We start from the raw sequence: 25,537 nt of genomic DNA on the forward strand, positions 1-25,537 counted from the left end.
GGGCGTGAGCCCGAGCGCTGTGAAGGGGCTGCCCCGGAACCGGTATCCGTACCGGTCCGGGGCAGCCCCTTTTCCTGTGCTCACGTCAGGGGCAGGACCGTGAGCCGGTCGCCCAGTTCCTCCGCCCCGGTGAGCAGGAACCGCTCGTCCGTGTGGACGGTCACCGTGATCCCGGACCAGTCGTGGAGCGGTGAGAGGTCCAGCGCCCCCTGGTCCGCGGCGACCCTGATGACCAGGCGTTCCAGCCGCGGAAAGAGGTCGCGCAGCAGGGCCGGACTCCGGCCGTTCCCGGGCGAGGGCACCGTCAGGTCCTCGACGGACGGGACCGCCGGTGTGCCGCTGAAGTCGGCGTGCCAGGGAAACACGGTGACCGCGAGAGCAGTGATCCCCGCGTGGGCGCGCACCTCACCGAGCGCGGCGTCGAAGTCGCCGAGCTCGAAGACCTCCAGCCTCTTCAGGGACCGCCAGGCGCCCAGCCCGTCCAGTGCGAGGGGGCACCGGGTGTCCAGCCGCAGCTGGGTGAGGCCGGTATGCGGGGCGAGGTCACCGAGCCGCTCCAGCGTCAGATTCTCCAGCCACAGGGCGTCCAGCCCGTCGGGCAGTCCGGCGACGGCCCCCCGGGTGGAAGACATCCCCGCGGCGTCCAGGAACAGAGCCCCCAGGGCGCTGAACTCCTTCAGCGGCCCCAGGTCCCGCACCCCCGGGCACTCGTCCAGGGACAGCAACTCCAGCGAGGCGCGCACGGGGCGCAGGCAGGAGAGGTCGGTGAGGAGCCGGTTGCCCCCGATGAAGAGGTTCTGGAGTCGCGGCGTCTTCTCCAGGGCCTCGCTGATCTCCCGCTCGGGCAGGTCCGTACTCAGGGAGATGTCTTCGACCAGGGGGATGTGGCGCAGTGCCCTGAGCCGGTCGCGGTCGCTGATTACCCACAGAACCGAGGAGCGGTCGCCGTGGGCGAGGACCTGGGAGGCGTACTCCTCCGCGGGGAAATTCCGCCAGCTGTGGACGAACGAACTGGCCAGGCCGGGATGGGCGAGGAACCAGGCTCGGGCGTGAGGAATGGCCTCCCTCCCTCCGATCGCGGTGATCAGGTCTGCCATGTGTTCGGCGGACGGGTGCTCCGTCGCCATGGTGTCCGGTCCGGGCAGGAGGCCGAGCACTGCCGCACCCAGTCGGGCCAGTGAGCCCACCTGGACGCTGCCCGTGGGAGGAAGCAGACCGGCGAGGGACGTGCGAACCCGCTCCCGCACCGTGCCGTCCAGCCAGGAGGCGTACTGGGCGCACAGGGCGGCCAGGACGTGCAGGTCGGTGCGGAGGGGTGACTTCTCCCCGTGCTTCTCTCCCGCGTCCAGCAAACCCTCGACGAGCTGCGCCAGTTGGCGGCGTCCGCAGTGCCCCGCCGCCAGCAGGATCACGTCCTGCCAGGTCTCCTCCTCAGCGTGCCGGAGCAGTTCGCCCAGGTGGTCGTCCTCGACGAGTTCCTTGGCGGCCAGGTAGTCCTGGAAGGTGCGGTGGATGAACTGGTAGACGTCGTCGCCGTGTTCCTGGAGCAGGCCGCTGCGGTTGAGCAGGTGGGTGAGGATCCGTTCGGGCGGGCCCTGGGCGCTCACCCGGTCCATCCCCGCCAGCGCGCGGCCGAGTTGGCGCAGCGCCTGGTCCCGCGTGAACTCCGACTGGCCCTCCCGGACCAGCCAGACGGCGATCCTCTGGAGAAGCTGGGTGTGTTCCTCGACTTCCAGGACGACGCCTTCGGGCTCGCCGATCCTGCGGCGGCGGTCGCGGTGGCCGAGCAGCATCTCCAGAGCCGAGCGGTAGAGCTTCCAGCGGGTCTCCGGGAGGAAGCCGTCGCGTTGACGGTGCAGGGCGCAGATCACCGCGCAGAGCAGCGGCGTACGGGCCAGGTCGCGGAGCGCGGGGTTCTGCTCGAACTGGCGCGAGAGGTCCCGCTCCAGTTCGTCCAGCCGTTCGGCGTCGTCCTGCTCGGTGGACCGGGCGGCCCGGTGCCAGCAGGCCACGAACGTCTGGATGTCCTCGTTCCGCATCGGCAGCAGCCGCAGTTCCGCGAAGTGCTCCGAGCGCAGCCAGTCCGCCTCGACGGCGAGCGGGCGTACGGTCGCGATGCACCGGGTGCCCGGATAGCGGGCCAGCAGCTGCGAGAGCCAGGTGTGCGCCTGCTCACGGTCCTCCGGCGGCACCTCGTCCAGGCCGTCCACCAGCAGCAACGCCCGCCCGGACTCCAGGACCCGGCCCACCCAGCCCTCCGGGGCCGTGTCGACCATCAGACCGGCCGCGCCGTGCAGCTCGGCGGGGCCCGGGAACGTCACCCCACGGGCCCGCAGAGTGCGCAGCGGGACGACGAAGGGGATCAGACCGTTCAGCGGGGCCAGCGCGTCGCCGAGGGTGCGGGCCGAGGCGTGGGCGGCCAGCCACCACAGCAGCGTCGTCTTGCCCGCGCCCGCCTCGCCGCGCAGCAGGACCCGCGGGCGGTCGGTGAGGAGGTCGTCGATGCGCTGGGGGAGGGGCGGGGCGCCTTGGGAAGCCGGGTCCTGGGGCTGCGCCTGCGCCTCCAGGCTCAGGTAGGCCGTGTCCAGGTCCCACTCGGAGTCGTGCCGGCTCAGCTCGTCCAGGCCGAAGACCTTCGTGCGGCGGTACGCGACGCCGAGCGCCTGCGCGTACTCCGTCTCGTAGCGCAGGTCCCTCGGGAAGCTGCCGTGCACGCGTTCCTCGCGCAGGTCGACCCCGGTCCGCCGGTAGACCAGGCGGAAGGGCTTCGCGGCCAGGACCGGTCCGAGCGGGACGCATTCGACCCGGCGCCCGTCGCGCTGCCTCGGGACCTGCCGGGCGACGCCCAGCAGCACGTCCCCCATGAAGACCGGGCCGCCCGAGAGCCCGGCCAGAGCCGCCGACTCGTCGTCCGGGTGGGCGGCGGGCGAACCGTCCAGGTCGCAGACCAGCAGGTCGCGGACCCGGCCCGCCAGGGGCAGGACCGTCGCCGTGTACTGGTCCGCCTCCAGCCGCCGGTCGGGGCCGTACCGCTGGACGCGCGGGAAGCCGGTGATCTCGCAGTCGGGTATCGCCTGGCGTGTGTCGACCACGCCGAGGCGTACGGGAGGGACGGGCCGCACCGGTTCGACGGCCTGGAGGAGCGCCACGTCCAAGCGGTAGTCGATCCAGGCGACCGTGGCGCGGACGCGGTCCGGGCTGTCCGGGTGGGCCACGTGGACGCTCCCGGTCTTGACCACGTGGGCGCAGGTCAGGATCAGCAGGTCGGTGAGGAGGACGCCGCTGCCCTGGCGGGCCCCGGTGACGACCACCGTGCGGTCGGCGGGGTGGGTCGGGACGGTGTGGGGCGGGATCGCGGTGGACCCCCTCACGGCCGGCCGGGCCCGTCACCGAACCCCGCCGCGGAGCCGTGTCCCTCCCCCGCGCTTCGGCCGAACCCCGCCGTGGACCCGTCGTCGTCGGTCCCCACCTCCCACGCCTCCCCGGTCACGGCGTCGCGCGGGGTCAGGGTGAAGGCCACCTTGTGCGTGCGGCCCGAGACGAGGGCGGCGTCCGCGCCCGCCTCGACCACCCAGGCCCTCACCTTGCCGCCTGCCTTCGCCTCCCGCCGCAGTTCGAGGGTGAACTCCATCTGGATGTCGCCGACCGCGAAGGAGACCGGGTGGTCCGTGGCCCGGGCGGCCGCCTCGACCAGCTGGTTGCGGATGGATGCGACGGCGTCGGCCAGCTCGATGCCGTCCAGCGCATGGGTGTTCTCGGCTGTCATGGGATCCCCCGGAGTGCGGTGCCGCTTTCCCGTCAGCGTAGTGAAGGAGCGCGCCGAAGGTCCCGAAACGGAAGGACCAAGGTCCCACCGGCGGTGACAAGGCGCACAGGGCGAAACGTGCCTACTACCCGGGCTAGGAGGAGCGGCCGGGAGGGGGCGGGGGACCTTCGGCCCGGTGTCGGCGGGCCCTTCCGGGGTTTCGTCCGATACGGACGTTTCTCGGTGCCTTGTCCGGAAAGGTGCCCGTGGAACAGGCGTTAAACCTCTTCCGCGGGAAGGATTCCGTGGCCCGTCAGAGCGCCTCATAACGGGACAACTCCTCCTCATTCCCGGGGCCCCTTCTACGGCTTTTCTTCGTAGAAGGGGTGTTTGAGCCCCGGCGGGGACGCGGGTTACCAAGGTGGAGCAAGCCCGGACAGCACGCCGGGTCCACTCACCTTCGGAGGACTTCCCCGTATGAAGCGCGCAACGAACCAGCACACCGTCCGCCCGTCCGCCTTCCGCGTCCGTGGCGCCGTCCTGGCCGCCGGCCTGGGGGCGTCCGTGGTGCTGGGTGCCGGTACGGCGTTCGCCTCCGGTGGCGCCGAGGCCGCCGCCGCCCCCCTCACCGCGAGCACCACCGCCGACGGGGTCGCCGCCCAGGCCGCCGCGCAGGGCAAGGCCGCCGACGCGGCCAAGAAGAAGGCGTCCGACGCGAAGAAGAAGGCCGAGGACAAGAAGAAGGCCGCGAAGAAGAACGCCGCCTCCTGGAAGACCCCGGTCAAGAAGTACACGCTGACCGCCAGCTACGGCACCGGTGGCGCCCGCTGGGCCGCCAAGCACTCCGGCCAGGACTTCGCGGTGCCGATCGGCACCACGGTCACGGCCGCCCACACCGGCACCGTCGTGAAGGCCGGCCCGAACGGCGCCGGCGACGGCCCCGCGTACGGCAACGCCGTCGTGATCAAGCACTCCAACGGCAAGTACTCGCAGTACGCGCACCTGTCGAAGGTCAACGTGAAGATCGGCCAGCACGTCAAGACGGGCCAGAAGATCGCCCTGTCCGGCAACACCGGCAACTCCAGCGGCCCGCACCTGCACTTCGAGATCCGCACCACCCCGAACTACGGCTCGGCGCTGAACCCGGCCGCGTTCCTCCGCTCGGTGCACGTCTCCATCTGATCCGACCGGCCTGACCGCGCGGCCCCACGGCGTCCGCCGGCGGACCACGCCCGGCGCCCGGCCGGCCGCGCAGCACAACCGAAGAAGCGTTCAGTGGACCCGTTACACCCCGGTACCCGGGGCGTGCGCCCGGGTCACCCGACCGACGGCGACGTCGAGGACGGCCTCACGGCCCACTCCTCGGGGTCGCCGTCGGCGTTCCCGCACCCTGCCCCCGCCGGGGCGAGCCGCTCAGTCCGGGGGCCGCGGCCGGTCCGCCGCCCGCAGCACCGGGAAGCTCCCGGTCACCGTCGGCGCGTGCTCGGGCAGCCACAGCACCGCGATCGCCCCGCCCGCGCCCGCCGCGGACCCCGAGGGCGCCGCGTTGCGGAAGGTCAGCCGGGCCCCCAGCACCCGCGCCTGGCCCGCCGCGATCGTCAGACCGAGGCCGTGCCCATGCCCGGCCCGGTCCACGCTCCCCGTACGGAACCGGCTCGGCCCGTCCCGCAGCAGCTCCTCCGGGAAGCCCGGACCGTGGTCGCGGACCCGTACCACCCGGCCCTCGACCGTGACCTCCACCGGGGTCGAACCGTGCCTGGCGGCGTTCCCGAGCAGATTGCCGAGGATGCGCTCCAGCCGGCGCGGATCGGTGGAGACCCACGACTCGTGCACCACCCGCACGGTCACATCGGGGTCCAACCGCCCGATCCGCCTGCTGACGAACTCCCCGAGCGGGAGCATCTGGAGCTCCGCCCGCTCCGAAGCGCTGTCCAGCCGGGCCACCTCCAGCACGTCCTCGACCAGCGTGCGCATCGCCTGCGCCCGGTCCCGCACCAGCTCGGTGGGGCGTCCCGGCGGCAGCAGCTCGGCCGCCGTGAGCAGCCCGGTCACCGGGGTGCGCAGCTCATGGGCGATGTCCGCGGTGACCCGGCGCTCCGCCTCGATCCGCTCGTTCAGCGCGTCGGTCAGCGCGTCGACCGCCCGCGCCAGCTCGTCCGTCTCGTCGCGGACGACCCCGCCGACGGCGTCCCCGACCCGTACGTCCGTCTGCCCCTGGGCGACCAGGCCCGCCGCGGCCGCCGCCTTGCGCAGCCGGCGCGAGAGCCGGCCGCCGATGAGCACGCCGAGCGCGCAGCCGCCGAAGACCACCGAGACCGATCCGATGATCAGGGCCCGGTCGAGATCGTCCATGATCGCGGCGGAGCGGTCGGCGAAGCGGGTGTGGAGCGAGAGCACGTCCCCGTTGGCCAGCGGCAGGGCCGCCCAGACCTCGGGAACGCCGTCGGCGCCCTGCTCGACGTGGGTGGCCCGGCGGTTCTTGCGGACCTCCTCGCGCAGGGTCGGCGGCAGCGTCGGGTCGTTGAGCTGGGCCCCGAACTTCGGGCCGCCCTTCTGCATGCTCGTCGCCTCGTAGAAGCGCTGGGCGCCGAGCAGCCGCTCCAACTGCACCTCGCGGGCGTTCTCGATCATCGAGACGCGGGCCGCGTTGTGCACCACGAGGCTCAGCGCCACCGCGATGAGCGCGCCGACCGCCGCGATGGCGATGCTGATCTTCCAGCGGACGCCCGTCCGCAGAGCCGGGCGCCTCATCCGTGCCTCACCGGACGCTCCACGACGCGTCAGCCGCGCAGCTTGTAGCCGAAGCCGCGGACCGTGTCGATCCGGTCCTGGCCGATCTTGGTGCGCAGTCGCTGGACGTGGACGTCCACGACCCGGGTGTCGCCGCCCCACCCGTAGTCCCAGACCCGCTCCAGGAGCCGGTCGCGGGACAGGACGGTCCCCGGCGCGGAGGAGAACTCCAGCAGCAGCCGCATCTCGGTGGGCGTCAGCGCCACCTGCTCACCGGCGCGCCGCACCTCCATGCCGTCCGTGTCGACCTCCAGGTCGCCGAAGACCAGCACTCCGTCCAGCGCCTCGGAGTCCTCCTCCGCACCGCCCTGGCCCGGCCCGTCCGGCCCGGCCGCGTGGCCGAAGCGGCGCAGCACCGCCCGGATGCGGGCGACCAGGACCGCGCCGTCGAAGGGCTTGGTGACGTAGTCGTCGGCCCCGGCCTCCAGGCCCAGCACCACGTCGATGGCGTCGGCCCGCGCGGAGAGCATGATCACCGGCACGGTCGACTCGTCCCGGATGCGGCGGCAGAGGCTGACGCCGTCCAGCCCGGGCACCATCACGTCGAGCAGCGCGATGTCCGGCCGGTCGGCGCGGAACGCCTCCAGTCCCAGGAGCCCGTCGGGCATCGCGGTGACCGTGAAGCCCACCCGCTCCAGGGCGAGCTGGGTGGCCTCCCGGATGACGTCGTCGTCCTCGACGAAGAGGACGTGGGTCTCGGCCATGGGGCTGCTTCTCGCTTTCCGTTCCCGCCCGGTCGCACCGGCTCGCCTGTGTTCCCGCCGGGTCCTGCCGGCGTGTGGTCCCGCGTCCCCGCCGGGTCGCACCGGCGGGTGGTCCTTCGTTCCCGCCCGGTCCTGCCGACGGGTGGTCCTTCGCTCCCGCCGGGCTCCGGTACGCGTATCCCGCCCCGGCAGGCCCGGTCCCGGCGCGTTCTCAGTTCCCGCCCGGACGCGCCGGATCGTCCGTCGGGACCGGTTCCACCGGCTCGGACTGCACGGGCAGGTCGCCGTCCGTGCCCTCGACGGCACGGCTGAACTCGTTGTGCACCCGGTCGTGCTCGGTGAAGCGGTCGTTGGTCCAACGGTAGGTGACCACCTCGGAGCCGGACGGGTAGGCCAGCGGATCCTTCGACCCGTAGACCTGGGTCGTCACCACCAGGTCGCCCCGGTCGATCGTGCCGTAGACGGCGGGGACCTCGACCGCGAAGACGTTCTCGTAGGAGCCCTTCTCGTCCGCCCGGTACACGTACGTCCCCACGCTCACCGAGTCGGCGCAGCTCATCACGTTGACCACCACGTCGGCGGAGCGGCCGCCGGTCATCGACCCGTAGGAGGTGTCGACCGGGTAGCTCCTGCCCGCGCAGGGCTTGAGCCCCTCCCTGATCCGCTCGCCCACCTCGGGGTCGTTCTTGAGCAGCTTCACGGCGTCGACCCGGCGGACGGGCGTGGCCGTCCCGGTCGGGCCGGTGCGCGGGCTGGCCTGGGCGACCGGCTGACCGCCCGCCGGGCCCTCGTCCCGGGTTCCGGCGCCTCCGGAGGAGCAGCCGACGGCGAACAGCCCGAAGGCGGCGAGTCCGGCCAAGGCCGTGCCGCTCGCCGCCGTACCCGCCCGCAAGCCCCGCCCGCGGTTCCGGCTCCGCTCCGGTCCGCCCGGGACGGAGCCGCCGCCCGGTCTCCCGGAGCCGCCCGGGGAGGGCGGGGCGGGGGACGTGCCGTTCCCGCGGGGACCGCCCGGGAAACCGTCCCGGTGACCGCCTCCGCCGACGCTGCTGCCGCTCAGGCCGCGCACCGCTCCATCCCCCGCTCGTCGTGACGCCTGTTCCGCTGCGCCGGTGTACGCGCCCCCGCCCCCGGCACCGTCGTGAGCGGCGACCGCTGGGAGGGGACACGGGAGGAAGCGGCCGGCGCCATGCTCCGGCGGCCGGCGTGCTCCCGGGCCACCGCCTCGCGGCTGTCCAGCTCGCGGCTCTCCAGCTCCTGGCGCAGTCGCGCCAGGGCCCGGTGCAGCGTGCTCTTGACCGTACCGGCCGACATGCCGAGCGCCGCGGCCGTCTCCTCCGTGCTCATCTGCTCCCAGTGTCGCAGCACGACGACGCTGCGCTGCTTGGGAGCCAGAATGCCCAGGATGTCCATCAGCAGGGCGCGGTCGGCGCGCTGCTCGCTGCCGTCGTCGACGCTCGCATCGGGCAGCTGCTCGGTCGGGACCTCTTCGAGCTTGCGCGCCCGCCACCACTCCGTACGGGTGTTGATCATGACGCGGCGCAGATAGGCGTCGGCCAGCGACTTGTCGGCGATGCCGTCCCAGCGGCCGTACGTGCGCACCAGGGCGGTCTGCAGCAGGTCCTGGGCGTCCACGGGGTCGGGGACCAGACGGCGTGCGCTGCGCAGCAGCGCGTCCTGCCGTGTGCGTACGTAATCCTCGAACGCGAGCACCTCGCCCTGCGCCATGACAACCGCCTCCGTCCCCGGACATCCCCGTGTACCGCCGGGCCGCGGTGGTCTCCGCGGTCCCGGCCGTCCTGCCGTCCTGCTGTCGCAGACGCTACGGAGGCGTTGTCACGACGATGTGCGGAGCAGCCGTAGGCCGGTGCACGGCTGTCCATCGGTTGTGTAACAGCGGGGGAGCGGGGGAAGGGCTCCCGGCGGTGCGGGGATCAGGACATCGGCAGCCGGTACCGGCCGTCGGCCAGCGGCTCGACGAGCCCGTCGGCGACCAGCCCGTCCAGCGCCCTGGCCCGCTGCACCGGTTCCTCCCACACCGCGTCCAGCGCGGCCTGCGGCACCGGGGCCACCGCGTCCCGCAGCACCGCCAGCAGCCGCCCGCGCACCTGGCGGTCGGTCCCGGCGTAGGTCTGGCCCTTGCGCGGCGGCCCCTGGTGCGCGGGCTTCCCCGCCAGCCGCCAGGAACACCGCGCGGCGATGGGGCACCGGTCGCAGTCCTCGTTGCGCGCGGTGCACACGAGGGCGCCCAGCTCCATCGTGGCCGCCGCCCACTTCGCCGCCCGCTCGTCCTCCTCGGGCAGCAGCGCCCGCGCGAGTTTGCGCTCGGCGGCGGTGGTCGCGTTCGGCGGGTACTGGACGCCGGTCGCGGCGCGGGCGAACACCCGGCGGACGTTCGTGTCGAGCACCGCGTGCCGCTGCCCGTACGCGAACGAGGCCACGGCCGCCGCCGTGTACTCGCCGATCCCGGGCAGCGCCAGCAGTTGGGCGTGCTCGCTCGGCACATCGCCGCCGTGCCGTTCCGTTATCGCCTGCGCGGCCCCGTGCAGGCGCAGCGCGCGGCGCGGGTAGCCGAGCCGGCCCCAGGCGCGGACCGCCTCGCCGGGCGCCTCGGCGGCCAGGTCGGCGGGGCGGGGCCAGCGGGCGAGCCACTGCTCGTACACCGGCAGGACCCGGTTCACCGGGGTCTGCTGCAGCATGAACTCGCTGACCATCACACCCCAGGCGCCCGCTTCGGGGCGGCGCCAGGGCAGATCGCGGGCGTGCTGTTCGAACCACCCGATGACGGGGGTGTGAAGGGAATGGGCGGCGACGGGGGGCGTCTGGGCTGAGGGCGAAGTCATGGCAGTCATGGCACTGACGATCCTGGCACGGAAGGCGGTGCGGGCGTCACGGACGCGGGGGTGTCGGCCCGCGCGGCGGCCCACGGGGTGACAACGCCACCCGTTCTGTCCCCTGTGACCGGCTCGCGACACCGTTTCCATGATGATGATCGGCAAAACTTGTGAGCGGAGCGGCGGGTGGGGCCGGAGAAGGCCCGGATCTCTCGTAGAGTTCTGAGCGTGGGATCTATGCGCAATCCGGTCGGTCCGCTTCCCTCCAGCATCTACTGGCGACGAAGGGCGGTAGCGGGGCTTCTGGTTGCGCTCCTCGCCGCGTTGATCGCCTGGGCCGTGACGTCCGCGGGCGGTGGGGGGAGCCGGGACGACGGCAAGCCGGGCGGCTCCGACCCGGTCGAGTCGATCACCCCCGGCCCGGGCGGTTCCGGTCCCGCGATCAGCCAACAGCCGGGCGGGCGCGACGAGTCGGACGACGGGGGCGGCTCCGGCGGCCCGGCAGGCGCGGGCGGCTCCTCCGACGGCGCAAGCGGGGACGGCGCGTCCGACGCCACGTCAACAGGCGGTACGGGCACGGGCGGTGCGGACACGTCCGGCGCGGGCACGGCGGGCGCGGACAGCGACGGCGGCGCGGGCCGGCAGGTGCCGGCCGGCTCCCCGCTCCCCGAATGCAAGCCCACCCAGCTCCGGTTGAGCCTGCGCACGAAGGTCAGCTACGGCCCCGACGACAAGCCGGAGTTCGAACTGATCGCGAAGAACACCTCGTCGACCACGTGCAAGGCCGACTTCGGGCCGAAGAACGCGGTGCTCACGGTGACCGAGGCCGGGGGCGAGGACGACGACCCGATCTGGTCCTCCAAGGACTGCCCCGCGGCGGCGGGCCCGCTGTTCCTGAGGGTCCCGGCGGGTGCGACGGTCGTGCACACGGTGGACTGGAACCGGACGCCGTCCGCCCCGCGCTGTGCGACGCCGCCGGCCGGGAAGGCGGGGCCGGGCACGTACCTCCTGGAGGCGAAGGCCCCGGGCATCCCGGTCCAGCGAGCGTCCTTCGTCCTCGCGAAGGACTGACCCCCGCCCCCAGGCCCGTCCGGCGGTCCTCTCCAGCCCGTCCGGCGTTCGAGGACGAAACCGTTCACGCGGACGGACGGGGGACGTGCGGTGCGGGCGGGCCCGGAGACCCCGGGCGCCCGGACGGGCCGGTGGGTGCGGGCGCCCGCCCGGAAGCGCCGGGCGGCCCGGGGCGGCGCCGGACCCGCCGCGCGAGCCTCAGACGTACCGCTCCAGGATCGACGACTCCGCCAGCCGCGACAGCCCTTCCCGCACGCTGCGTGCCCGCGCCTCGCCGACGCCGTCCACCGCCTGGAGGTCGTCCACGCTCGCCGCCAGCAGCTTCTGCAGGCCGCCGAAGTGCTCCACCAGCCGCTCGATGATCGCCCCCGGCAGCCGCGGCACCTTCGCCAGCAGCCGGAAGCCCCGCGGGGACACCGCCGAGTCCAGCGTCTCGGGCGACCCGCTGTAGCCCAGCGCCCGCGCCACCACCGGCAGCTCCAGCAGCTCCGTGTGGCTCAGCGCGTCCAGCTCCGTCAGCGCCTCGGCCACCGTGCGCGACCGCTTCGCCGTCGGCTCGGGGACGTAGTCGCGGACGACCAGCTCCCGCTCCGGCTCCACGCCCGCGATCAGCTCGTCCAGCTGGAGCGACAGGAGGCGCCCGTCGGTGCCCAGCTCGACCACGTACTCCGCGATCTCCGTCGCGATCCGCCGCACCATCTCCAGCCGCTGCGCCACCGCCGTCACGTCCCGGACGGTGACCAGGTCCTCGATCTCCAGGGCGGACAGCGTGCCCGCCACCTCGTCGAGGCGCAGCTTGTACCGCTCCAGCGTGGCGAGCGCCTGGTTGGCCCGCGACAGGATCGCGGAGGACTCCTCCAGGACCCGCCGCTCCCCGTCCACGTACAGCGCGATCAGCCGCATCGACTGCGAGACCGAGACGACGGGGAAGCCGCACGCCTTGGAGACCCGGTCCGCCGTACGGTGCCGGGTTCCCGTCTCCTCCGTGGGGATCGAGGCGTCCGGGACCAGCTGCACGCCCGCCCGCAGGATCTTCGTCATGTCCTTGTCGAGGATCAGCGCTCCGTCGAGCTTGCACAGCTCACGCAGGCGCGTCGCCGTGAACTCGACGTCCAGCACGAACCCGCCGGTGCACATCGACTCGACGGTCTTGTCCATGCCCAGCACGATCAGGCCGCCGGTATTGCCGCGGAGAATGCGCTCCAGGCCGTCCCGCAGGGCCATACCGGGCGCGACGGCGCTCAACGAGGCGCGCATCAACGCCTCGTTGCCGGTGCCTTGGCCGGACTTTCCGGGCGTCGTCGCCCGGTCGTTGGCTGCCACTGCACTCCTCCGGTCACAGGTCTGCGGTGCTCTCGCGTCCACCGTGCCCTGTCCACGGGCGGGCGAGACCAGGGCAAAGTCTACCGGCGCGCGCCGTCCTCCTGTGGTGCCTCCTGGCGAGCCCTGCGCGGCAGGACCCGCAGAGCGTCGCCCATGTCGGCGACTTCCGTGACCTTCATACCGGCCGGGACCTTGCCCGGGTCCGTCGGAACGAGGGCGTGGGTGAAGCCCAGACGGTGCGCCTCGGCCAGCCTCCGCTGCACCCCGGTGACCCGCCTGACCTCGCCCGCGAGCCCCACTTCGCCGATCGCGACCAGGTTCTTGGGGAGGGGGGTGTCGCTGGCCGCGCTGGCCAGCGCGAGCGCGATGGCCAGGTCGGCGGCGGGCTCGGTGAGCTTCACGCCGCCCACCGTCGCGCTGTAGATGTCCCGCTTGCCGAGCGCGCTGATCCGGCCGCGCTGCTCCAGCACGGCGAGCATCATCGACACCCGGGAGGTCTCCAGGCCGGAGGTGGTGCGCCGGGGCGAGGGGATCTGCGAATCGACGGTCAGCGCCTGCACCTCGGCGACCAGGGGCCGCTTGCCCTCCAGCGTCACCGTCAGGCAGGTGCCCGGCACCGCCACGTCGCGGCGGGTCAGAAAGAGGCCCGAGGGGTCGGTGAGACCGGTGATGCCCTCGTCGTGCAGTTCGAAGCAGCCGACCTCGTCGGTCGCCCCGTAGCGGTTCTTGACGCCGCGCACCAGCCGCAGCCGGGCGTGCCGGTCGCCCTCGAAGGAGAGCACCACGTCCACCAGGTGCTCCAGCAGCCGGGGACCGGCGATCGCCCCGTCCTTGGTGACGTGGCCGACCAGCAGCGTGGCCATCCCGCGCTCCTTGGACGCCCGGATCAGCGCCCCCGCGACCTCCCGGACCTGGGCCATCCCCCCGGGCGCGCCGTCGATCTCGGGCGAGGCGACCGTCTGCACCGAGTCCAGGACCAGCAGCGACGGCTTGACCTCGTCCAGATGCGCGAGCACCGTCGACAGATCGGTCTCCGCCGCCAAGTAGAGGTGGTCGTTGATCGCCTTGATCCGGTCGGCCCGCAGCCGGACCTGGCTCGCGGACTCCTCGGCGGTCACGTACAGCGTGCGGTGGTCCTCGCTCGCCGCCTTCGCCGCCACGTCCAGCAGCAGCGTCGACTTGCCGACGCCCGGCTCGCCCGCCAGCAGCACGACCGCGCCGGGCACGAGCCCCCCGCCGAGCACCCGGTCCAGCTCGCCGACGCCGGTCGAGCGGGCGGTGGCCGTCCGGCTGTCGACCTGGCCGATCGGCAGCGCGGCCGTGGAGACCCGGCCGGCGGCGGTGGTGCGCACGGCGGGCGCGCCGCCGAACTCCTCGACCGTCCCCCACGCCTGGCACTCGGGGCACCGGCCGAGCCACTTGGCGGTGGTCCAGCCGCATTCGGTGCAGCGGTAGGAGGGCCGGTCCTTCGCGGATTTCGTACGGGCAGCCATGGCGCCACCGTATCGGTGGGGTACGACAACGCCGCCCGCGCGACCGGTCCGCACCCTCCGTCCGCCCCCTGCGCGCGCCGACCCCTCGCACGCAGGGCGCACGGAGGCACACCGGGCGCGCACGCCCGTTTCCCCGACCTCTGTCCTCTTTCGAGGGATACGTTCACCCGTAAGGATTAAATGTGCTCAAGGGGCGCTTGGGGTGTGCGTTCCTCTGCCTACGGTCGCCGGGTGATGAGCAGCAGGCTGGAGATCCCGACGCACACCACCGGCGCACACCGGGCGCATCGCCGAGCAGCCCGCCCCACGGCCCAGCGCCCGCCCGCACGCTACGAGCCGTATCTCGACGGCCTCTTCACCTACTGCCTCTCCGTGCTCTGCCACCACGACGCGGCCGCCGACGCGCTCGGCGCCGCCCTGGCGATCGCGGACCGGCAGGACGCCCGGGGGCCCACGCCCGAGGAGGAGCGCCAGTCCTGGCTGTACGCGCTGGCCCGCTGGGCCTGTCTGCGCACCCTCGCCGAGCGTGCCCGGGGGCGCCGGGCCCACCGCCGCCCCACCGGCCCGGCCCGGCCGCCCCGTACGGCCCAGGCGCCCGAACCCCACCGCCACCAGGGGGCGCGCACCGCCCGGCGCACGCCGGAGCACACCCCGCCCGCCCCGGGCCCCGGCCCCGACCCCGGCCCGCCCGAGCCCGCGGCCCCCGCCGCCTCCGTCGCCTCCGAGCACCCGGCACACGCCACCCCCGAGGACGCCGCCGTCCCCGCTCCCGCGGAGTCGCCGGCCGCCGAGGCCCGCCGGCGGGAGCTGGCCACCCTCGCCTGGCCCGAAGCCGCGGGCACCACGCCGGAGCAGCGCGAAGCCCTCGAACTGGCCGTACGCCACCGGCTCGCCCCGCGCGCCGTCGCAGCCGTCCTCGGGCTGGAGCCGGCCGCCGCCCGGGAGCTGCTGGCCGGGGCGGCCTGCGAGGTGGAGCGCACCCGCGCGGCCCTCGCAGTCGTGGAGACCGGCGGCTGCCCCACCGTCGCCCGGCTCACCGGCGACCACCGGGTCCTGCTCTCCGCCGCCCTGCGCCGCGAACTGGTCCGGCACGTCGACGACTGCCCCCGCTGCCGCCGCGCCGCCGAACGGGCGGACGCCGCCGGGCCCTGGCCCGGGGCGGTCCCGGCCCCGGCCGCCGCCCTGCCCCTGGTCGAGGCCCCCCGCCCGTCCGTGTACGTCGCGATGGCGCAGGCCCAGCGCGCCCGGGCCGCCGGACCGCGCTTCGACCGGTCCGGGTTCCCGCTCGACCCCAAGGACCAGGCCGCCCGCCGCGACCGGCTGCGGGCCCGGGTCGTGACGACGACGGTCGTCGCGACGGTGGTCGCCGCCCCCGTGATCGCCCTGTGGGCCGCGTACCGGGGAGCCCCGCTGACCGGCGAGGGCCACGACGGCACGACCGTCACCGCCACCGAGGTGGACGGCGCGGGCGGGATGGACGGCGACCCCGCCGAGAACGGCGGCCCTCCCGGCGACCGCTTCGGCGCCCGGGCCCCGGACGTCTCCGCCGAGGTCGTCAGCGTCGGCGGCGCCCGCCACAGCGGCACCCGCCTGACGGTGACGGCCCGTACGTCGGGGACCGTCACGACGCTCACGCTGACCGCCGCGGGCGGGAAACCGGTGACCTGGTCGGCGGCGGCGGACGCGCACTGGCTGCGCCTGAGCCGTACGTCGGGCACGCTCGCGGCGGGGCGGTCCACGACGGTCGCGGTCTCGGTGATCCGGCACGCGCAGCCGGTCGGCCCGTGGCGGGCCCGGATCTCGCTGACGCCCTCGGACTCCGCCGTGCTCATCGACGGTTACGGAGGCGTCGCCCCGACGACGGGCGGCCCGCGTCCCACCCGCCCCGCCACCCACGCGCCGCGCCCCACGGACCCGGGCGCGACCGCCCCCGGCCCGACCGGGCCGGGCCCCACCGCCCCCGGCCCGACCGACCCCGGGCCCACGGAACCGGGCCCCGGCCCGACCGACCCCACGGATCCGCCCGGGCCGACCGGTCCGCCGGGCCCCACGGACCCCCCGGAACCGACCCCGGGCGCGACCGGCCCGACGGACCCGGCCCCCACGGACCCGGCCCCGACCGCCCCGGACCCGACGACGGCGTGAGGCCCGCACGAGGCCCGCCTGAGGCCCCGGGGCGCACGCCCGCAGAGCGCCCCGGGGCCTCTCAGCGCTTCTTCTTCACCTGTGCCAAAAGCGGCGGGTCCGCCGGGTGCGGGGCCATCGGCAGCAGCGCGGAGAGCCGCTCCTCGCACAGCTCGACCAGCCGGTCGTACCCCTCCTCGCCCATCAGCTCGATCAGCTCCGGGCGGTAGGAGACGTACACCGGCTCGCCCGCCCCGTGCGCCGAGGTGGCGGAGGTGCACCACCAGTGCAGGTCGTGGCCGCCCGGGCCCCAGCCCCGGCGGTCGTACTCCCCGATCGTCACCTGGAGGACCCGGGTGTCGTCGGGCCGGTCGATCCAGTCGTAGGTCCGCCGCACCGGCAGCTGCCAGCACACGTCCGGCTTGGTCTCCAGCGGCTCCTTGCCCTCCCGCAGCGCCAGGATGTGCAGCGAGCAGCCCGCCCCCGCGGGGAACCCCGGCCGGTTCTGGAAGATGCAGGAGCCCTCCCAGCGGCGCGTCTGGCGTTCACCGTCGTCGTCGACGCCGACCCAGCCCGTCTCCGTGCCCACGTCGTGGAACTGCCACAGCTCCGGGGTGAGCCGGGCCACGTGCCCCGCCACCCGCTTCTCGTCGTCCTCGTCCGAGAAGTGCGCGCCCAGCGTGCAGCAGCCGTCGTCCGCGCGGCCCGCCTGGATGCCCTGGCAACCGCTGCCGAAAATGCAGGTCCATCGTGAGGTCAGCCAGGTCAGGTCGCAGCGGAAGACCTGTTCGTCGTCGGCCGGGTCGGGGAACTCCACCCAGGCGCGCGCGAAGTCGACGCCCTTCTCGTCGGCCGGGTCCGGTCCGCCCGCCTCCGCCCGTGACGCCCCTTGGGGCGCCTTCTGCTTCTTCGTGGCTTTGTCCGGCTTAGCCTTTTTCGTCTTTGGCACGCGCCCAGCGTAAGTCCGACCGGCGCACGGGCGGCGCCCGGCGGCGCAGTAGCGTTCCCGTATGAGACTCGGAGTCCTCGACGTCGGATCGAACACGGTCCACCTGCTGGTGGTCGACGCCCACCCGGGCGCGCGCCCGCTGCCCGCGCACTCGCACAAGGCCGAGCTCCGGCTCGCCGAACTCCTCGACGGGGACGGTGCGATCGGCCCGCTCGGCGTGGACCGGCTGGTGGCGGCGGTCACCGAAGCGGTCCAGGCGGCCGAGGACAAGGGGTGCGAGGACGTCCTGCCCTTCGCCACCTCCGCCGTGCGCGAGGCGACCAACGCGGACCGGGTGCTGGAGCGCGTACGGATCGAGACCGGCGTCGACCTCGCCGTCCTCAGCGGCGAGGAGGAGGCCCGGCTGACCTTCCTCGCCGCCCGCCGCTGGTTCGGCTGGTCGGCGGGCAAGCTGCTGGTCCTGGACATCGGCGGCGGCTCCCTGGAGATAGCCGTCGGCATCGACGAGGAGCCCGACACCGCCGTCTCCCTGCCGCTGGGCGCGGGCCGCCTCACCGGGGCCTGGCTGCCGGACGACCCGGCGCGGCCCGAGCAGGTGCGGGCGTTGCGCCGGCACGTGCGGGCCGGCATCGCGCGGACGGTGGGGGAGTTCAGCCGCTCCGGCCGCCCCGACCACGTCGTCGCCACCTCCAAGACCTTCAAGCAGCTCGCCCGCATAGCCGGGGCCGCCCGCTCCGCCGAGGGCCTGTACGTCCAGCGCTCGCTGAGCCGCAAGGCGCTGGAGGAATGGGTGCCGAAGCTGGCCGCGATGACCGTCGAGGAGCGCGGCCGGCTCCCCGGCGTCTCCGAGGGCCGGGCCGCCCAGCTGCTCGCCGGGGCCCTGGTGGCCGAGGGGGCGATGGACCTCTTCGGCGTCGAGGAGCTGGAGATCTGCCCCTGGGCCCTGCGCGAGGGGGTCATCCTGCGCCGCCTGGACCACCTTCCGACGGAACGCCCCGCGCTGCCGGGATGACGGCCCGCGGCGGAGGACGTACCGCCGGAACGTTTCGCTCCGCCCGCGTGCGAGGCGCCGCCGGAGCGATCCGTGCCGCCCCCGGCCGGACGGCGTACGGGCGGAACGTTCCGCCCGCCCGGGGTGCGGGGAGCGCCCCATGGCCCTGATCACTTTCCGCCGGGAGCCCTCGGCCCGGCGCACGGCTGCCCGTACCCTGTCCAGGTGGCAGAACCAGTGGTGCGCGTCCCCGATGCGAAGGTCGCCCTGTCTACGGCCTCGGTCTACCCCGAGTCCACCGCGACGGCCTTCGAGATCGCCGCGCGCCTCGGCTACGACGGCGTCGAGGTCATGGTCTGGACCGACCCCGTCAGCCAGGACGTCGAGGCCCTGCGCAGGCTCTCCGACTACCACCGGGTGCCGATCCTCGCGGTGCACGCCCCCTGCCTCCTGATCACCCAGCGCGTCTGGTCCACCGACCCCTGGGTGAAGCTCCGGCGGGCGAAGGCGGCGGCCGAGAAGCTCGGCGCCTCCACCGTCGTGGTGCACCCGCCGTTCCGGTGGCAGCGCACCTACGCCCGCGACTTCGTGAACGGGATCTGGCGGATGGCCGACGAGACCGACGTCCGGTTCGCCGTCGAGAACATGTACCCCTGGCGCTACCGGGACCGCGAGATGCTCGCCTACGCCCCCGCCTGGGACGTCACCCATGACGACTACCGGCACTTCACGGTCGACCTCTCGCACACCGCGACCGCCCGCACCGAGGCGCTCGCCATGGTGGACCGGATGGGCGACCGGCTCGCCCACGTCCACCTCGCCGACGGCAAGGGCTCGGCCAAGGACGAGCACCTGGTGCCCGGCCGCGGCGACCAGCCGTGCGCGGAGCTGCTGGAGCGGCTGGCCCGTACGGGCTTCGACGGGCACGTCGTCATCGAGGTCAACACCCGCCGCGCGATGTCCTCCGCCGAACGCGAGGCCGACCTCGCCGAGGCGCTGGCCTTCACCCGCCTCCACCTCGCCGCCTCCGCCTCCGCCGACCCGGCCTCCGGAATCCACCGCCCGTGACCGGGGACGCCGGCGCGCGGCCCGCCGACGCGGACGGGGCTGCCGGACCGCCGGACGGGACCGGCGGAACCGGGGCGGGAGAGGCCGGGGAGACCGGGGCCGGTGGGGCCGCCCCGCGCCGCCGGGGCCGCCCCTCCCGCAAAGCCGCGACCGAGGGCCCCGGCGCCCGTACGCGCATCCTGGAGGCGGCCCGCACGGAGTTCGCCGAGCGCGGCTACGACAAGACGTCGGTCCGGGGCATCGCCAAGGCCGCCGGGGTCGACGCGGCCCTCGTCCACCACTACTTCGGCACGAAGGACGGGGTCTTCGCCGCCGCCGTCGAGGTCACCTTCGAACCCGCCCTGGTCCTCCCGGCCGTGCTGGGCGGGCCGCCGGAAGGCCTGGGGGAGCGGCTGGCGGCCTTCTTCCTCTCCGTGTGGGAGGACCCCGCGACCCGTACGCCCCTGCTCGCGGTCCTGCGGTCGGCGGTCACCCACGAGGCGGCGGCGAACGTCCTGCGCGACTTCGTGCTGCGGCGGCTGCTGGAGCGGATCGCGGCCGAACTGGACGTACCGGACCCGACCCTCCGCGCCGAACTGGCCGCCTCGCACATGCTCGGCATCGTGATGCTGCGGTACGTGCTCCGAGCCGAACCGCTCGCCTCGGCGGACCCGGCGGAGATCGTCGCGATGACCGCGCCCACGCTCCAGCGATACTTGGGCGAGCGCTGAGGGGCGGTCCGGGAGGCCGGAAGACGCCGCCCGGGCCCCCGGCCGCCCCGCGACCCGAACGGGCCGCCCCCGCCCGGGGCGGCGCCCGCCCCCCGGCCACCACGTCCCGCATTCCGGACAGCCTGTCCAGATCTTGGATTCGGGGCGTAGGCTCGAAGGCAGCCTTTTCTTCACTGTCGTAGGCAGGCCCCCTGCCGAAGGAGCGAGCGACGATGCCGCAGCTGAGGTCCCGCACGGTCACCCACGGACGCAACATGGCGGGCGCGCGCGCCCTTATGCGCGCGTCGGGCGTAGCGAGCGCGGACATCGGCAAGCCGATCATCGCCGTCGCCAACTCGTTCACCGAGTTCGTCCCCGGCCACACCCACCTCGCCCCGGTCGGCCGGATCGTCTCCGAGGCGATCTCGGCGGCGGGCGCGGTCCCGCGCGAGTTCAACACGATCGCCGTGGACGACGGCATCGCCATGGGCCACGGCGGCATGCTCTACAGCCTGCCCTCCCGCGACCTGATCGCCGACTCCGTGGAGTACATGGTCGAGGCGCACTGCGCGGACGCCCTGGTCTGCATCTCCAACTGCGACAAGATCACCCCGGGCATGCTGATGGCCGCCATGCGCCTCAACATCCCGACCGTCTTCGTCTCGGGCGGCCCGATGGAGGCCGGCAAGGCCACCCTCGTCGACGGCACGGTCCGCAAGCTCGACCTGGTCAACGCGATCAGCGACGCGGTCGACGAGAGCGTCTCCGACGAGGACATCCTCCGCATCGAGGAGAACGCCTGCCCCACCTGCGGCAGCTGTTCCGGCATGTTCACCGCCAACTCGATGAACTGCCTGACCGAGGTCCTCGGCCTCTCCCTCCCCGGCAACGGCTCGGTTCTCGCCACCCACACCGCCCGCAAGGCGCTGTACGAGGACGCCGGCCGCACGGTCGTCGAGATCACCAAGCGCTACTACGAGCAGGACGACGAGACGGTCCTGCCGCGCTCCATCGGCACCCGCGCCGCGTTCGACAACGCGATGGCGCTGGACATCGCCATGGGCGGCTCGACCAACACGATCCTGCACCTGCTGGCCGCAGCCCAGGAGGCGGAGCTGGCGTACGACCTCGACGACATCAACGAGGTCTCGCGCCGCGTCCCCTGCCTCTCCAAGGTCGCCCCCAACGTGGCCCCCGGCGGCACGTACTACATGGAGGACGTCCACCGCGCCGGCGGCATCCCCGCCCTCCTCGGCGAACTGCACCGCGGCGGACTGCTCAACGAGGACGTCCACTCCGTCCACTCCGACACCCTCGCCGAGTGGCTGAAGAACTGGGACGTCCGCGGCGGCTCCCCGTCCCCCGAGGCCGTCGAGCTGTGGCACGCCGCCCCCGGCTGCGTCCGCTCCGCGACCGCCTTCTCCCAGTCCGAGCGGTGGGACACCCTGGACCTGGACGCGGCGGGCGGCTGCATCCGCGACGTCGAGCACGCCTACTCCAAGGACGGCGGCCTCGCCGTCCTCAAGGGCAACCTCGCCGAGGACGGCTGCGTCGTGAAGACGGCCGGCGTCGACGAGTCGATCTGGACCTTCGAGGGCCCGGCCGTCGTCTGCGAATCGCAGGACGAGGCCGTCGACAAGATCCTCCGCAAGGAGATCCGGCCGGGCGACGTCGTCGTCATCCGCTACGAGGGCCCGCGCGGCGGACCCGGCATGCAGGAGATGCTCTACCCCACCTCCTTCCTCAAGGGCCGCGGCCTGGGCAAGGTCTGCGCGCTGGTCACCGACGGCCGCTTCTCCGGCGGCACGTCGGGCCTCTCCATCGGCCACGCCTCGCCCGAGGCGGCGTCCGGCGGCGCCATCGCCCTCGTCGAGGACGGCGACCGGATCCGCATCGACATCCCGAACCGCTCCATCGAGCTGCTCGTCGACGACGCCGAACTGGCCGCCCGCCGCGAGGCGTTGAACGGGGTGTACGCGCCGAAGAACCGCGATCGCAAGGTCTCGGCCGCGCTGCGCGCCTACGCGGCGATGGCGACGAGCGCCGACCGGGGCGCGGTCCGCGACGTCTCCAAGCTGGGCTGAGCCCCCGGGGTACGAGACCCCGGCCCGCGGCACACGGACCCGGGCGGCCTCCTCACCAGGCCCCCGGGTCCGCCCCGTCCAGGGCGAAGACCGAACCGTCCGGCGCACTGCCCACGACCAGCCGCCCCATCGCCACCGGCGCGGGCAGGTCCGAGGCGTGGGCGAGCTTCCCGCCGCTCAGCCGGGCGCGGCTCTGCCCCACCAGCGCGCCCCGTTCCGTATCGACCGCCAGCAGCCGTCCGTCGGCGGCGGAGAAGTACAGACGGCCGTCCTCGCCGAGCACCGGGGCGGACGCCCGCCCGACCCCCGTCTCCAGCCGCCACAGCTCGGCCTTCCCGCCGCCCGCCCCCGTGGCCGCGGTGTCGACGGCGAGCAGCGAACCGCCCCGCGCCAGCAGGTACGCCGCGTCCCCGGCCATCGCCACCTGCGGCCCGTCCAGGGCGAAGGGCAGCGCGATCCGGGTGGACGCGCCGGTCGCGGGGGCGTACCGGACCAGCTCCGCGGTGTCGGAGTTCTCGTCCATCGCCGTCAGCACCAGGTCCCCGGACCCGGCCGTGGAGACCGGGGTCAGCACCCCCTCCAGGCTCCGCTGCCAGGCGGCCCGGCCGCTCGCGGCGTCCACCGCCGTGACCAGGGTCGAGGCGCCGGAAGGCGTGTGCTCGAAGGCGTAGGCGAGCCCGGAGCCCCCGTCGTACAGCGAGAAATCGGGCCGCACGTGTCCCACCAGCGGCTTCTTCCAGCGGGCCGCCCCGCTCGCCCCGTCCAGCGCGGTCACCGTGCCGTTCTCCGCGACGGTCAGCAGGACGCCGCCCGCCGGGAACGCCTCCCCGGGGCGCGCGGGCAGCGCGGCGTCCCGTACGGCGGCCCCCTTCACCGGGTCGAGGGCGCGCAGCCTTCCGTCCGGCCCGGCGGACAGCACGACCGGGCCCGAGACGACCGGGGCCCGGACCTCCGCGGCCGAGGAGGGGGCCGACCACAGCACACGCCCGTCCGCCGGGTCGATCCTGACCGTGCCGGCCCCGGCCGCCGAGCAGTACAGCGCCTCCGGCGAACCGCCGGCCGAGCAGACGGGCGTGCCGCCCCCGCCCCGCAGCGCGGTACGCCACGGGGTGGCCGCGCCCTCGCCCGCCGCCCCCGCCCGGCCCTCCGCACCGGCCCGGCCCGGGTCCGCACCGCCCCCGCCCCACACCGCGTACGCCCCCGCGCCCGCGCTCGCCACCAGCAGCAGGAGCGCCGCCGCCACGACCAGCCGGACGCGCGGCAACCGGCGGCGGACCGGAGGCGCGCCGCGCACATGCGTGTCCTCCTCCGCACCGCCCCGCCGCCCGTCCGGCACCACCGCCTCGACCGCCGGCCGCCGCCGCTGCGCCGGTACGAACGCCTCGGCCTCGTACGACGGGGGCAGCAGCGCCTCCATCACCTCGTCCGGCGTCGGCCGGTCCGCCGGGTCCTTCGCCAGGCAGCGGGCGACCAGCGGCGCCAGCTCCTCGGGCACCCCGCCCAGATCCGGCTGGTCGTGCACCACCTGGTACGCCACGATGTACGGGCTGTCCGAGTCGAACGGGCCCCGGCCCGTCGCCGCGTGGACGATCACCGCCCCCAGCGCGAACACGTCCACCGGCGGACCGACCTCGCGCGGCCGCTGGAACTGCTCGGGGGCCATGTAGGGCGGCGAGCCGATCAGCTTGCCGGTCTCGGTGCGCAGATCGCTGTCGTACGGCCGGGAGATCCCGAAGTCGATGACCTTCGGTCCCCCGTCGGTCAGCAGGACGTTGCTCGGCTTCAGATCGCGGTGGATCACCCCCGCCCGGTGGATGTCCCGCAGCGCCTCGGCCAGCCCGGCGGTCAGCCTGCGCAGCGCGGCGGGGGACATTGGGCCGTTCCGCTTCACCTGATCGGCGAGTGTGGGGCCGGGGACGTAGAGGGTGGCCATCCAGGGCCGGTCGGCCTCCGGGTCGGCGTCCACCACGGGCGCGGTGAACGCCCCGCTGACCCGCCGGGCGGCCGCGACCTCCTGCCGGAACCGCGCCCTGAACTCGGGGTCCGCCGCGTACGGCGCGTGCACCACCTTCACCGCGAGCTGCATCCCCGAGGCCGAGCGCGCCAGATGCACGACCCCCATGCCGCCCGAGCCGAGACGGGCTTCGAGACGGTAGGCGCCGGCGTACTGCGGAAACTCCGCTTCCGGATGCGCTCCGGGCTCGCGCAGCGGCGGCATCCGCCCACCCCCGTGTGTTCGTGCGCATGCGACGCACGGAGCCTAATGGATGGTGCGTTCGAGAAGCACGGGGCTTGCTAGCCTGCGCGTCGTACGCGTCGGCGTACGCGATTCTCAACGGGGGAGAACCACATGAGCGTTGAAGAGAGCACGCGGGAACCGGCGGCGGCCGGGGCCGTGGACGGGCCCGTCGGGACGGCCGCGGTCGCGGCGGAGGCCGCCGCGACCGGCACCCGCTATCCGATCGCCCCGGGCCACCGGGTCAACGTCCGCACCGGTCCGGGCACCGGCTACCGCATCGTCAGGACCCTGCCGTACGACCAGAAGATCCCGATCTACTGCCAGAAGCCGGGGGAGTGGGTCACCGGCCCGTACGGCACGTCGAACCTCTGGGACAACATCGCCAACGGCCAGTTCGTCGCGGACGCCTACGTCTACACGGGGCGTGACGGCTACATCGCGCCGCGCTGCGACTGACGGCTCCGCCCCGGGGGCCCGGCCCCCGGGGCGTCCGGCGGATCGGGGCCGGCCCGCGGCATCCGGCACGGCGCCGCGCGGCACCTCCGAAACGCCCGAACCGTCCCGGGGCGGCGGCGCCCCGGCGCCTCGCGACGCACCGCACCGGACGCCGCGTCCCGCCCGGCCCCGATCCGCCGGACGGCCCGGCGGGGATAATCGGCCGCGTGAGCGAGAACAGCGCAGCCCCCGGCACCCCGCCCGCCGGAGGAACACCCTCCGGGACCACCACCCCCTCCGGCCCGCGGCCCGAGCCCCTCCGCTTCTTCGGCACGACCTGGGTCGACCACGACGGCGGTTACCGCCTCCGGCGCGTCGGCGTCTCCGTCGGCTCGCTGGCCGCCGCGGCGGCCTCCTGCTTCGTCCTCCGCTTCGCCTACGAGGGGCTGGAGATCGCGGACGTCGGCGGCTTCGTCGGGGTGCTGGTCATCGCGATGTTCTCCGTCTGCAGCGCCATCGCCTTCCGCAAGACCTGGGAGGGGTTCGGCGCCCGCCCGAAGGACCCGGCCCGCGAGGACGCCCTGCGCGGCCTGAAGTCGATCGGCTTCATCGGCTCGCTCCTCGCCTACTTCGTCCGCTCGCTCACCGAGGCCCCGGGCGAGAGGCTGCGCCGCACCGAGTACGAGAAGGCCCGCGCCCAGTTCGAGAAGCGCCGATCGACCCGCACGGGGAACCCGGCGACCCGCAAGCGGCCGAAACGCCGCTGACCCCCTCCGCCCCCGCCCGGCCCACCGCGTACGTCCCACGGACCGCCGGGCCCCGCGCCCACTCCCCAAGCGGCGCGCACCCGGGGCGGCACACCCCTGCGCCCCGCACAAGCCCCACGCCCCGCACAAGCCCCACGTCCCCCGTCCACGCGCTGCCCGCCGAACCGCGCCGCCCCCTCTCCTCCCCGGCCCGCCGACACCACGTCGGCGGGCCGGGCCGTTTCCCGGCCCCCC

General features: G+C 74.5%; 20 protein-coding genes. 9 read left to right on the top strand and 11 right to left on the bottom strand.

The window, feature by feature from the left end; all coding sequences use genetic code 11:
• Positions 1-80 precede the first annotated feature (80 nt).
• A complete protein-coding gene (locus AMK24_RS29285; RefSeq protein WP_338012710.1) occupies positions 81-3,371 on the bottom strand; it encodes an NACHT domain-containing protein in 3,291 nt (1,096 codons plus the stop codon).
• A complete protein-coding gene (locus AMK24_RS29290) occupies positions 3,368-3,766 on the bottom strand; it encodes a trypco2 family protein (RefSeq protein WP_073771919.1) in 399 nt (132 codons plus the stop codon). Before AMK24_RS29290 ends, AMK24_RS29285 begins: the two co-directional genes overlap by 4 nt.
• 456 nt (positions 3,767-4,222) lie before the next feature.
• Between AMK24_RS29290 and AMK24_RS29295 the strand changes: the two genes are divergently transcribed.
• Positions 4,223-4,927 (top strand): M23 family metallopeptidase, encoded by a 705-nt coding sequence (locus AMK24_RS29295; protein WP_073771920.1) that lies wholly within the window; start codon positions 4,223-4,225, stop codon positions 4,925-4,927.
• A gap of 231 nt (positions 4,928-5,158) precedes the next feature.
• Here AMK24_RS29295 and cseC read toward each other — a convergent pair whose 3' ends face one another.
• The 5 genes from cseC to AMK24_RS29320 all read right to left on the bottom strand — a co-directional run bounded on the left by cseC (position 5,159) and on the right by AMK24_RS29320 (position 10,088).
• A complete protein-coding gene (cseC, locus tag AMK24_RS29300) occupies positions 5,159-6,496 on the bottom strand; it encodes a two-component system sensor histidine kinase CseC (protein WP_073771921.1) in 1,338 nt (445 codons plus the stop codon).
• Between the two features lie 29 nt (positions 6,497-6,525).
• Positions 6,526-7,239 (bottom strand): two-component system response regulator CseB, encoded by a 714-nt coding sequence (cseB, locus tag AMK24_RS29305; protein ID WP_073771922.1) that lies wholly within the window; start codon positions 7,237-7,239, stop codon positions 6,526-6,528.
• A 211-nt stretch (positions 7,240-7,450) separates the two neighbouring features.
• Entirely contained in the window at positions 7,451-8,098 is a 648-nt protein-coding gene (locus tag AMK24_RS29310) for a hypothetical protein (protein WP_073771945.1), read from the bottom strand.
• 194 nt (positions 8,099-8,292) lie between these two features.
• Entirely contained in the window at positions 8,293-8,964 is a 672-nt protein-coding gene (locus AMK24_RS29315) for a SigE family RNA polymerase sigma factor (RefSeq protein WP_073771923.1), read from the bottom strand.
• 206 nt (positions 8,965-9,170) lie between these two features.
• Positions 9,171-10,088, bottom strand: a complete 918-nt coding sequence (locus tag AMK24_RS29320; protein ID WP_073771924.1) for an A/G-specific adenine glycosylase — start codon at positions 10,086-10,088, stop codon at positions 9,171-9,173.
• Between the two features lie 219 nt (positions 10,089-10,307).
• On the opposite strand from AMK24_RS29320, the gene AMK24_RS29325 reads away from it, so the two are divergent.
• Positions 10,308-11,141 (top strand): hypothetical protein, encoded by an 834-nt coding sequence (locus AMK24_RS29325; protein WP_242435297.1) that lies wholly within the window; start codon positions 10,308-10,310, stop codon positions 11,139-11,141.
• Positions 11,142-11,339: 198 nt separating this feature from the next.
• Here AMK24_RS29325 and disA read toward each other — a convergent pair whose 3' ends face one another.
• Together disA and radA are read right to left on the bottom strand one after the other, a co-directional pair.
• Positions 11,340-12,464: a DNA integrity scanning diadenylate cyclase DisA gene (gene disA, locus AMK24_RS29330; protein WP_073771926.1), complete on the bottom strand. Its 1,125-nt coding sequence runs from the start codon at positions 12,462-12,464 to the stop codon at positions 11,340-11,342.
• 80 nt (positions 12,465-12,544) lie between these two features.
• Positions 12,545-13,957 (bottom strand): DNA repair protein RadA, encoded by a 1,413-nt coding sequence (gene radA / locus AMK24_RS29335; protein ID WP_073771927.1) that lies wholly within the window; start codon positions 13,955-13,957, stop codon positions 12,545-12,547.
• 234 nt (positions 13,958-14,191) lie between these two features.
• Between radA and AMK24_RS29340 the strand changes: the two genes are divergently transcribed.
• On the top strand, positions 14,192-16,102 hold the full coding sequence (locus AMK24_RS29340) for a BACON domain-containing protein (protein WP_242435294.1): 1,911 nt from the start codon (positions 14,192-14,194) through the stop codon (positions 16,100-16,102).
• A gap of 61 nt (positions 16,103-16,163) precedes the next feature.
• On the opposite strand, the gene AMK24_RS29345 is transcribed toward AMK24_RS29340, so the two are convergent.
• Positions 16,164-17,030: a hypothetical protein gene (locus tag AMK24_RS29345; protein ID WP_073771929.1), complete on the bottom strand. Its 867-nt coding sequence runs from the start codon at positions 17,028-17,030 to the stop codon at positions 16,164-16,166.
• 61 nt (positions 17,031-17,091) lie between these two features.
• Here AMK24_RS29345 and AMK24_RS29350 point away from each other — a divergent pair, with 61 nt between their 5' ends.
• From AMK24_RS29350 to ilvD, 4 genes are all read left to right on the top strand, one after another.
• Entirely contained in the window at positions 17,092-18,042 is a 951-nt protein-coding gene (locus AMK24_RS29350; protein WP_073771930.1) for a Ppx/GppA phosphatase family protein, read from the top strand.
• Between the two features lie 216 nt (positions 18,043-18,258).
• Complete coding sequence (locus tag AMK24_RS29355) at positions 18,259-19,089, top strand: sugar phosphate isomerase/epimerase family protein (RefSeq protein ID WP_073771931.1); 831 nt, start codon at positions 18,259-18,261, stop codon at positions 19,087-19,089.
• A complete protein-coding gene (locus AMK24_RS29360) occupies positions 19,086-19,799 on the top strand; it encodes a TetR/AcrR family transcriptional regulator (RefSeq protein WP_242435295.1) in 714 nt (237 codons plus the stop codon). Before AMK24_RS29355 ends, AMK24_RS29360 begins: the two co-directional genes overlap by 4 nt.
• 212 nt (positions 19,800-20,011) lie before the next feature.
• Positions 20,012-21,862, top strand: coding sequence for a dihydroxy-acid dehydratase (ilvD, locus tag AMK24_RS29365; RefSeq protein ID WP_073771932.1), 1,851 nt, complete (start codon positions 20,012-20,014; stop codon positions 21,860-21,862).
• Between the two features lie 52 nt (positions 21,863-21,914).
• Here the strand turns inward: ilvD and AMK24_RS29370 are convergent, their stop codons facing one another.
• Positions 21,915-24,080, bottom strand: coding sequence for a protein kinase domain-containing protein (locus AMK24_RS29370; protein WP_073771933.1), 2,166 nt, complete (start codon positions 24,078-24,080; stop codon positions 21,915-21,917).
• Between the two features lie 132 nt (positions 24,081-24,212).
• Between AMK24_RS29370 and AMK24_RS29375 the strand changes: the two genes are divergently transcribed.
• Positions 24,213-24,557, top strand: coding sequence for an SH3 domain-containing protein (locus tag AMK24_RS29375; RefSeq protein WP_073771934.1), 345 nt, complete (start codon positions 24,213-24,215; stop codon positions 24,555-24,557).
• A gap of 206 nt (positions 24,558-24,763) precedes the next feature.
• Positions 24,764-25,303, top strand: coding sequence for a hypothetical protein (locus AMK24_RS29380; RefSeq protein ID WP_073771935.1), 540 nt, complete (start codon positions 24,764-24,766; stop codon positions 25,301-25,303).
• Positions 25,304-25,537: the final 234 nt, after the last annotated feature.

The sequence above is a fragment of the Streptomyces sp. CB02366 genome (genome assembly GCF_001905905.1).
GTDB lineage: Bacteria > Actinomycetota > Actinomycetes > Streptomycetales > Streptomycetaceae > Streptomyces.

Coding starts and splice junctions, on each gene's coding strand:
- ilvD (WP_073771932.1), top strand. CDS start 20,012: ATGCCGCAGCTGAGGTCCCGCACGGTCACCCACGGACGCAACATGGCG.
- AMK24_RS29320 (WP_073771924.1), bottom strand. CDS start 10,088: ATGACTGCCATGACTTCGCCCTCAGCCCAGACGCCCCCCGTCGCCGCC.
- AMK24_RS29295 (WP_073771920.1), top strand. CDS start 4,223: ATGAAGCGCGCAACGAACCAGCACACCGTCCGCCCGTCCGCCTTCCGC.
- cseC (WP_073771921.1), bottom strand. CDS start 6,496: ATGAGGCGCCCGGCTCTGCGGACGGGCGTCCGCTGGAAGATCAGCATC.
- AMK24_RS29370 (WP_073771933.1), bottom strand. CDS start 24,080: ATGCCGCCGCTGCGCGAGCCCGGAGCGCATCCGGAAGCGGAGTTTCCG.
- AMK24_RS29315 (WP_073771923.1), bottom strand. CDS start 8,964: ATGGCGCAGGGCGAGGTGCTCGCGTTCGAGGATTACGTACGCACACGG.
- AMK24_RS29340 (WP_242435294.1), top strand. CDS start 14,192: ATGAGCAGCAGGCTGGAGATCCCGACGCACACCACCGGCGCACACCGG.
- cseB (WP_073771922.1), bottom strand. CDS start 7,239: ATGGCCGAGACCCACGTCCTCTTCGTCGAGGACGACGACGTCATCCGG.
- AMK24_RS29375 (WP_073771934.1), top strand. CDS start 24,213: ATGAGCGTTGAAGAGAGCACGCGGGAACCGGCGGCGGCCGGGGCCGTG.
- AMK24_RS29290 (WP_073771919.1), bottom strand. CDS start 3,766: ATGACAGCCGAGAACACCCATGCGCTGGACGGCATCGAGCTGGCCGAC.
- AMK24_RS29350 (WP_073771930.1), top strand. CDS start 17,092: ATGAGACTCGGAGTCCTCGACGTCGGATCGAACACGGTCCACCTGCTG.
- radA (WP_073771927.1), bottom strand. CDS start 13,957: ATGGCTGCCCGTACGAAATCCGCGAAGGACCGGCCCTCCTACCGCTGC.
- AMK24_RS29325 (WP_242435297.1), top strand. CDS start 10,308: ATGCGCAATCCGGTCGGTCCGCTTCCCTCCAGCATCTACTGGCGACGA.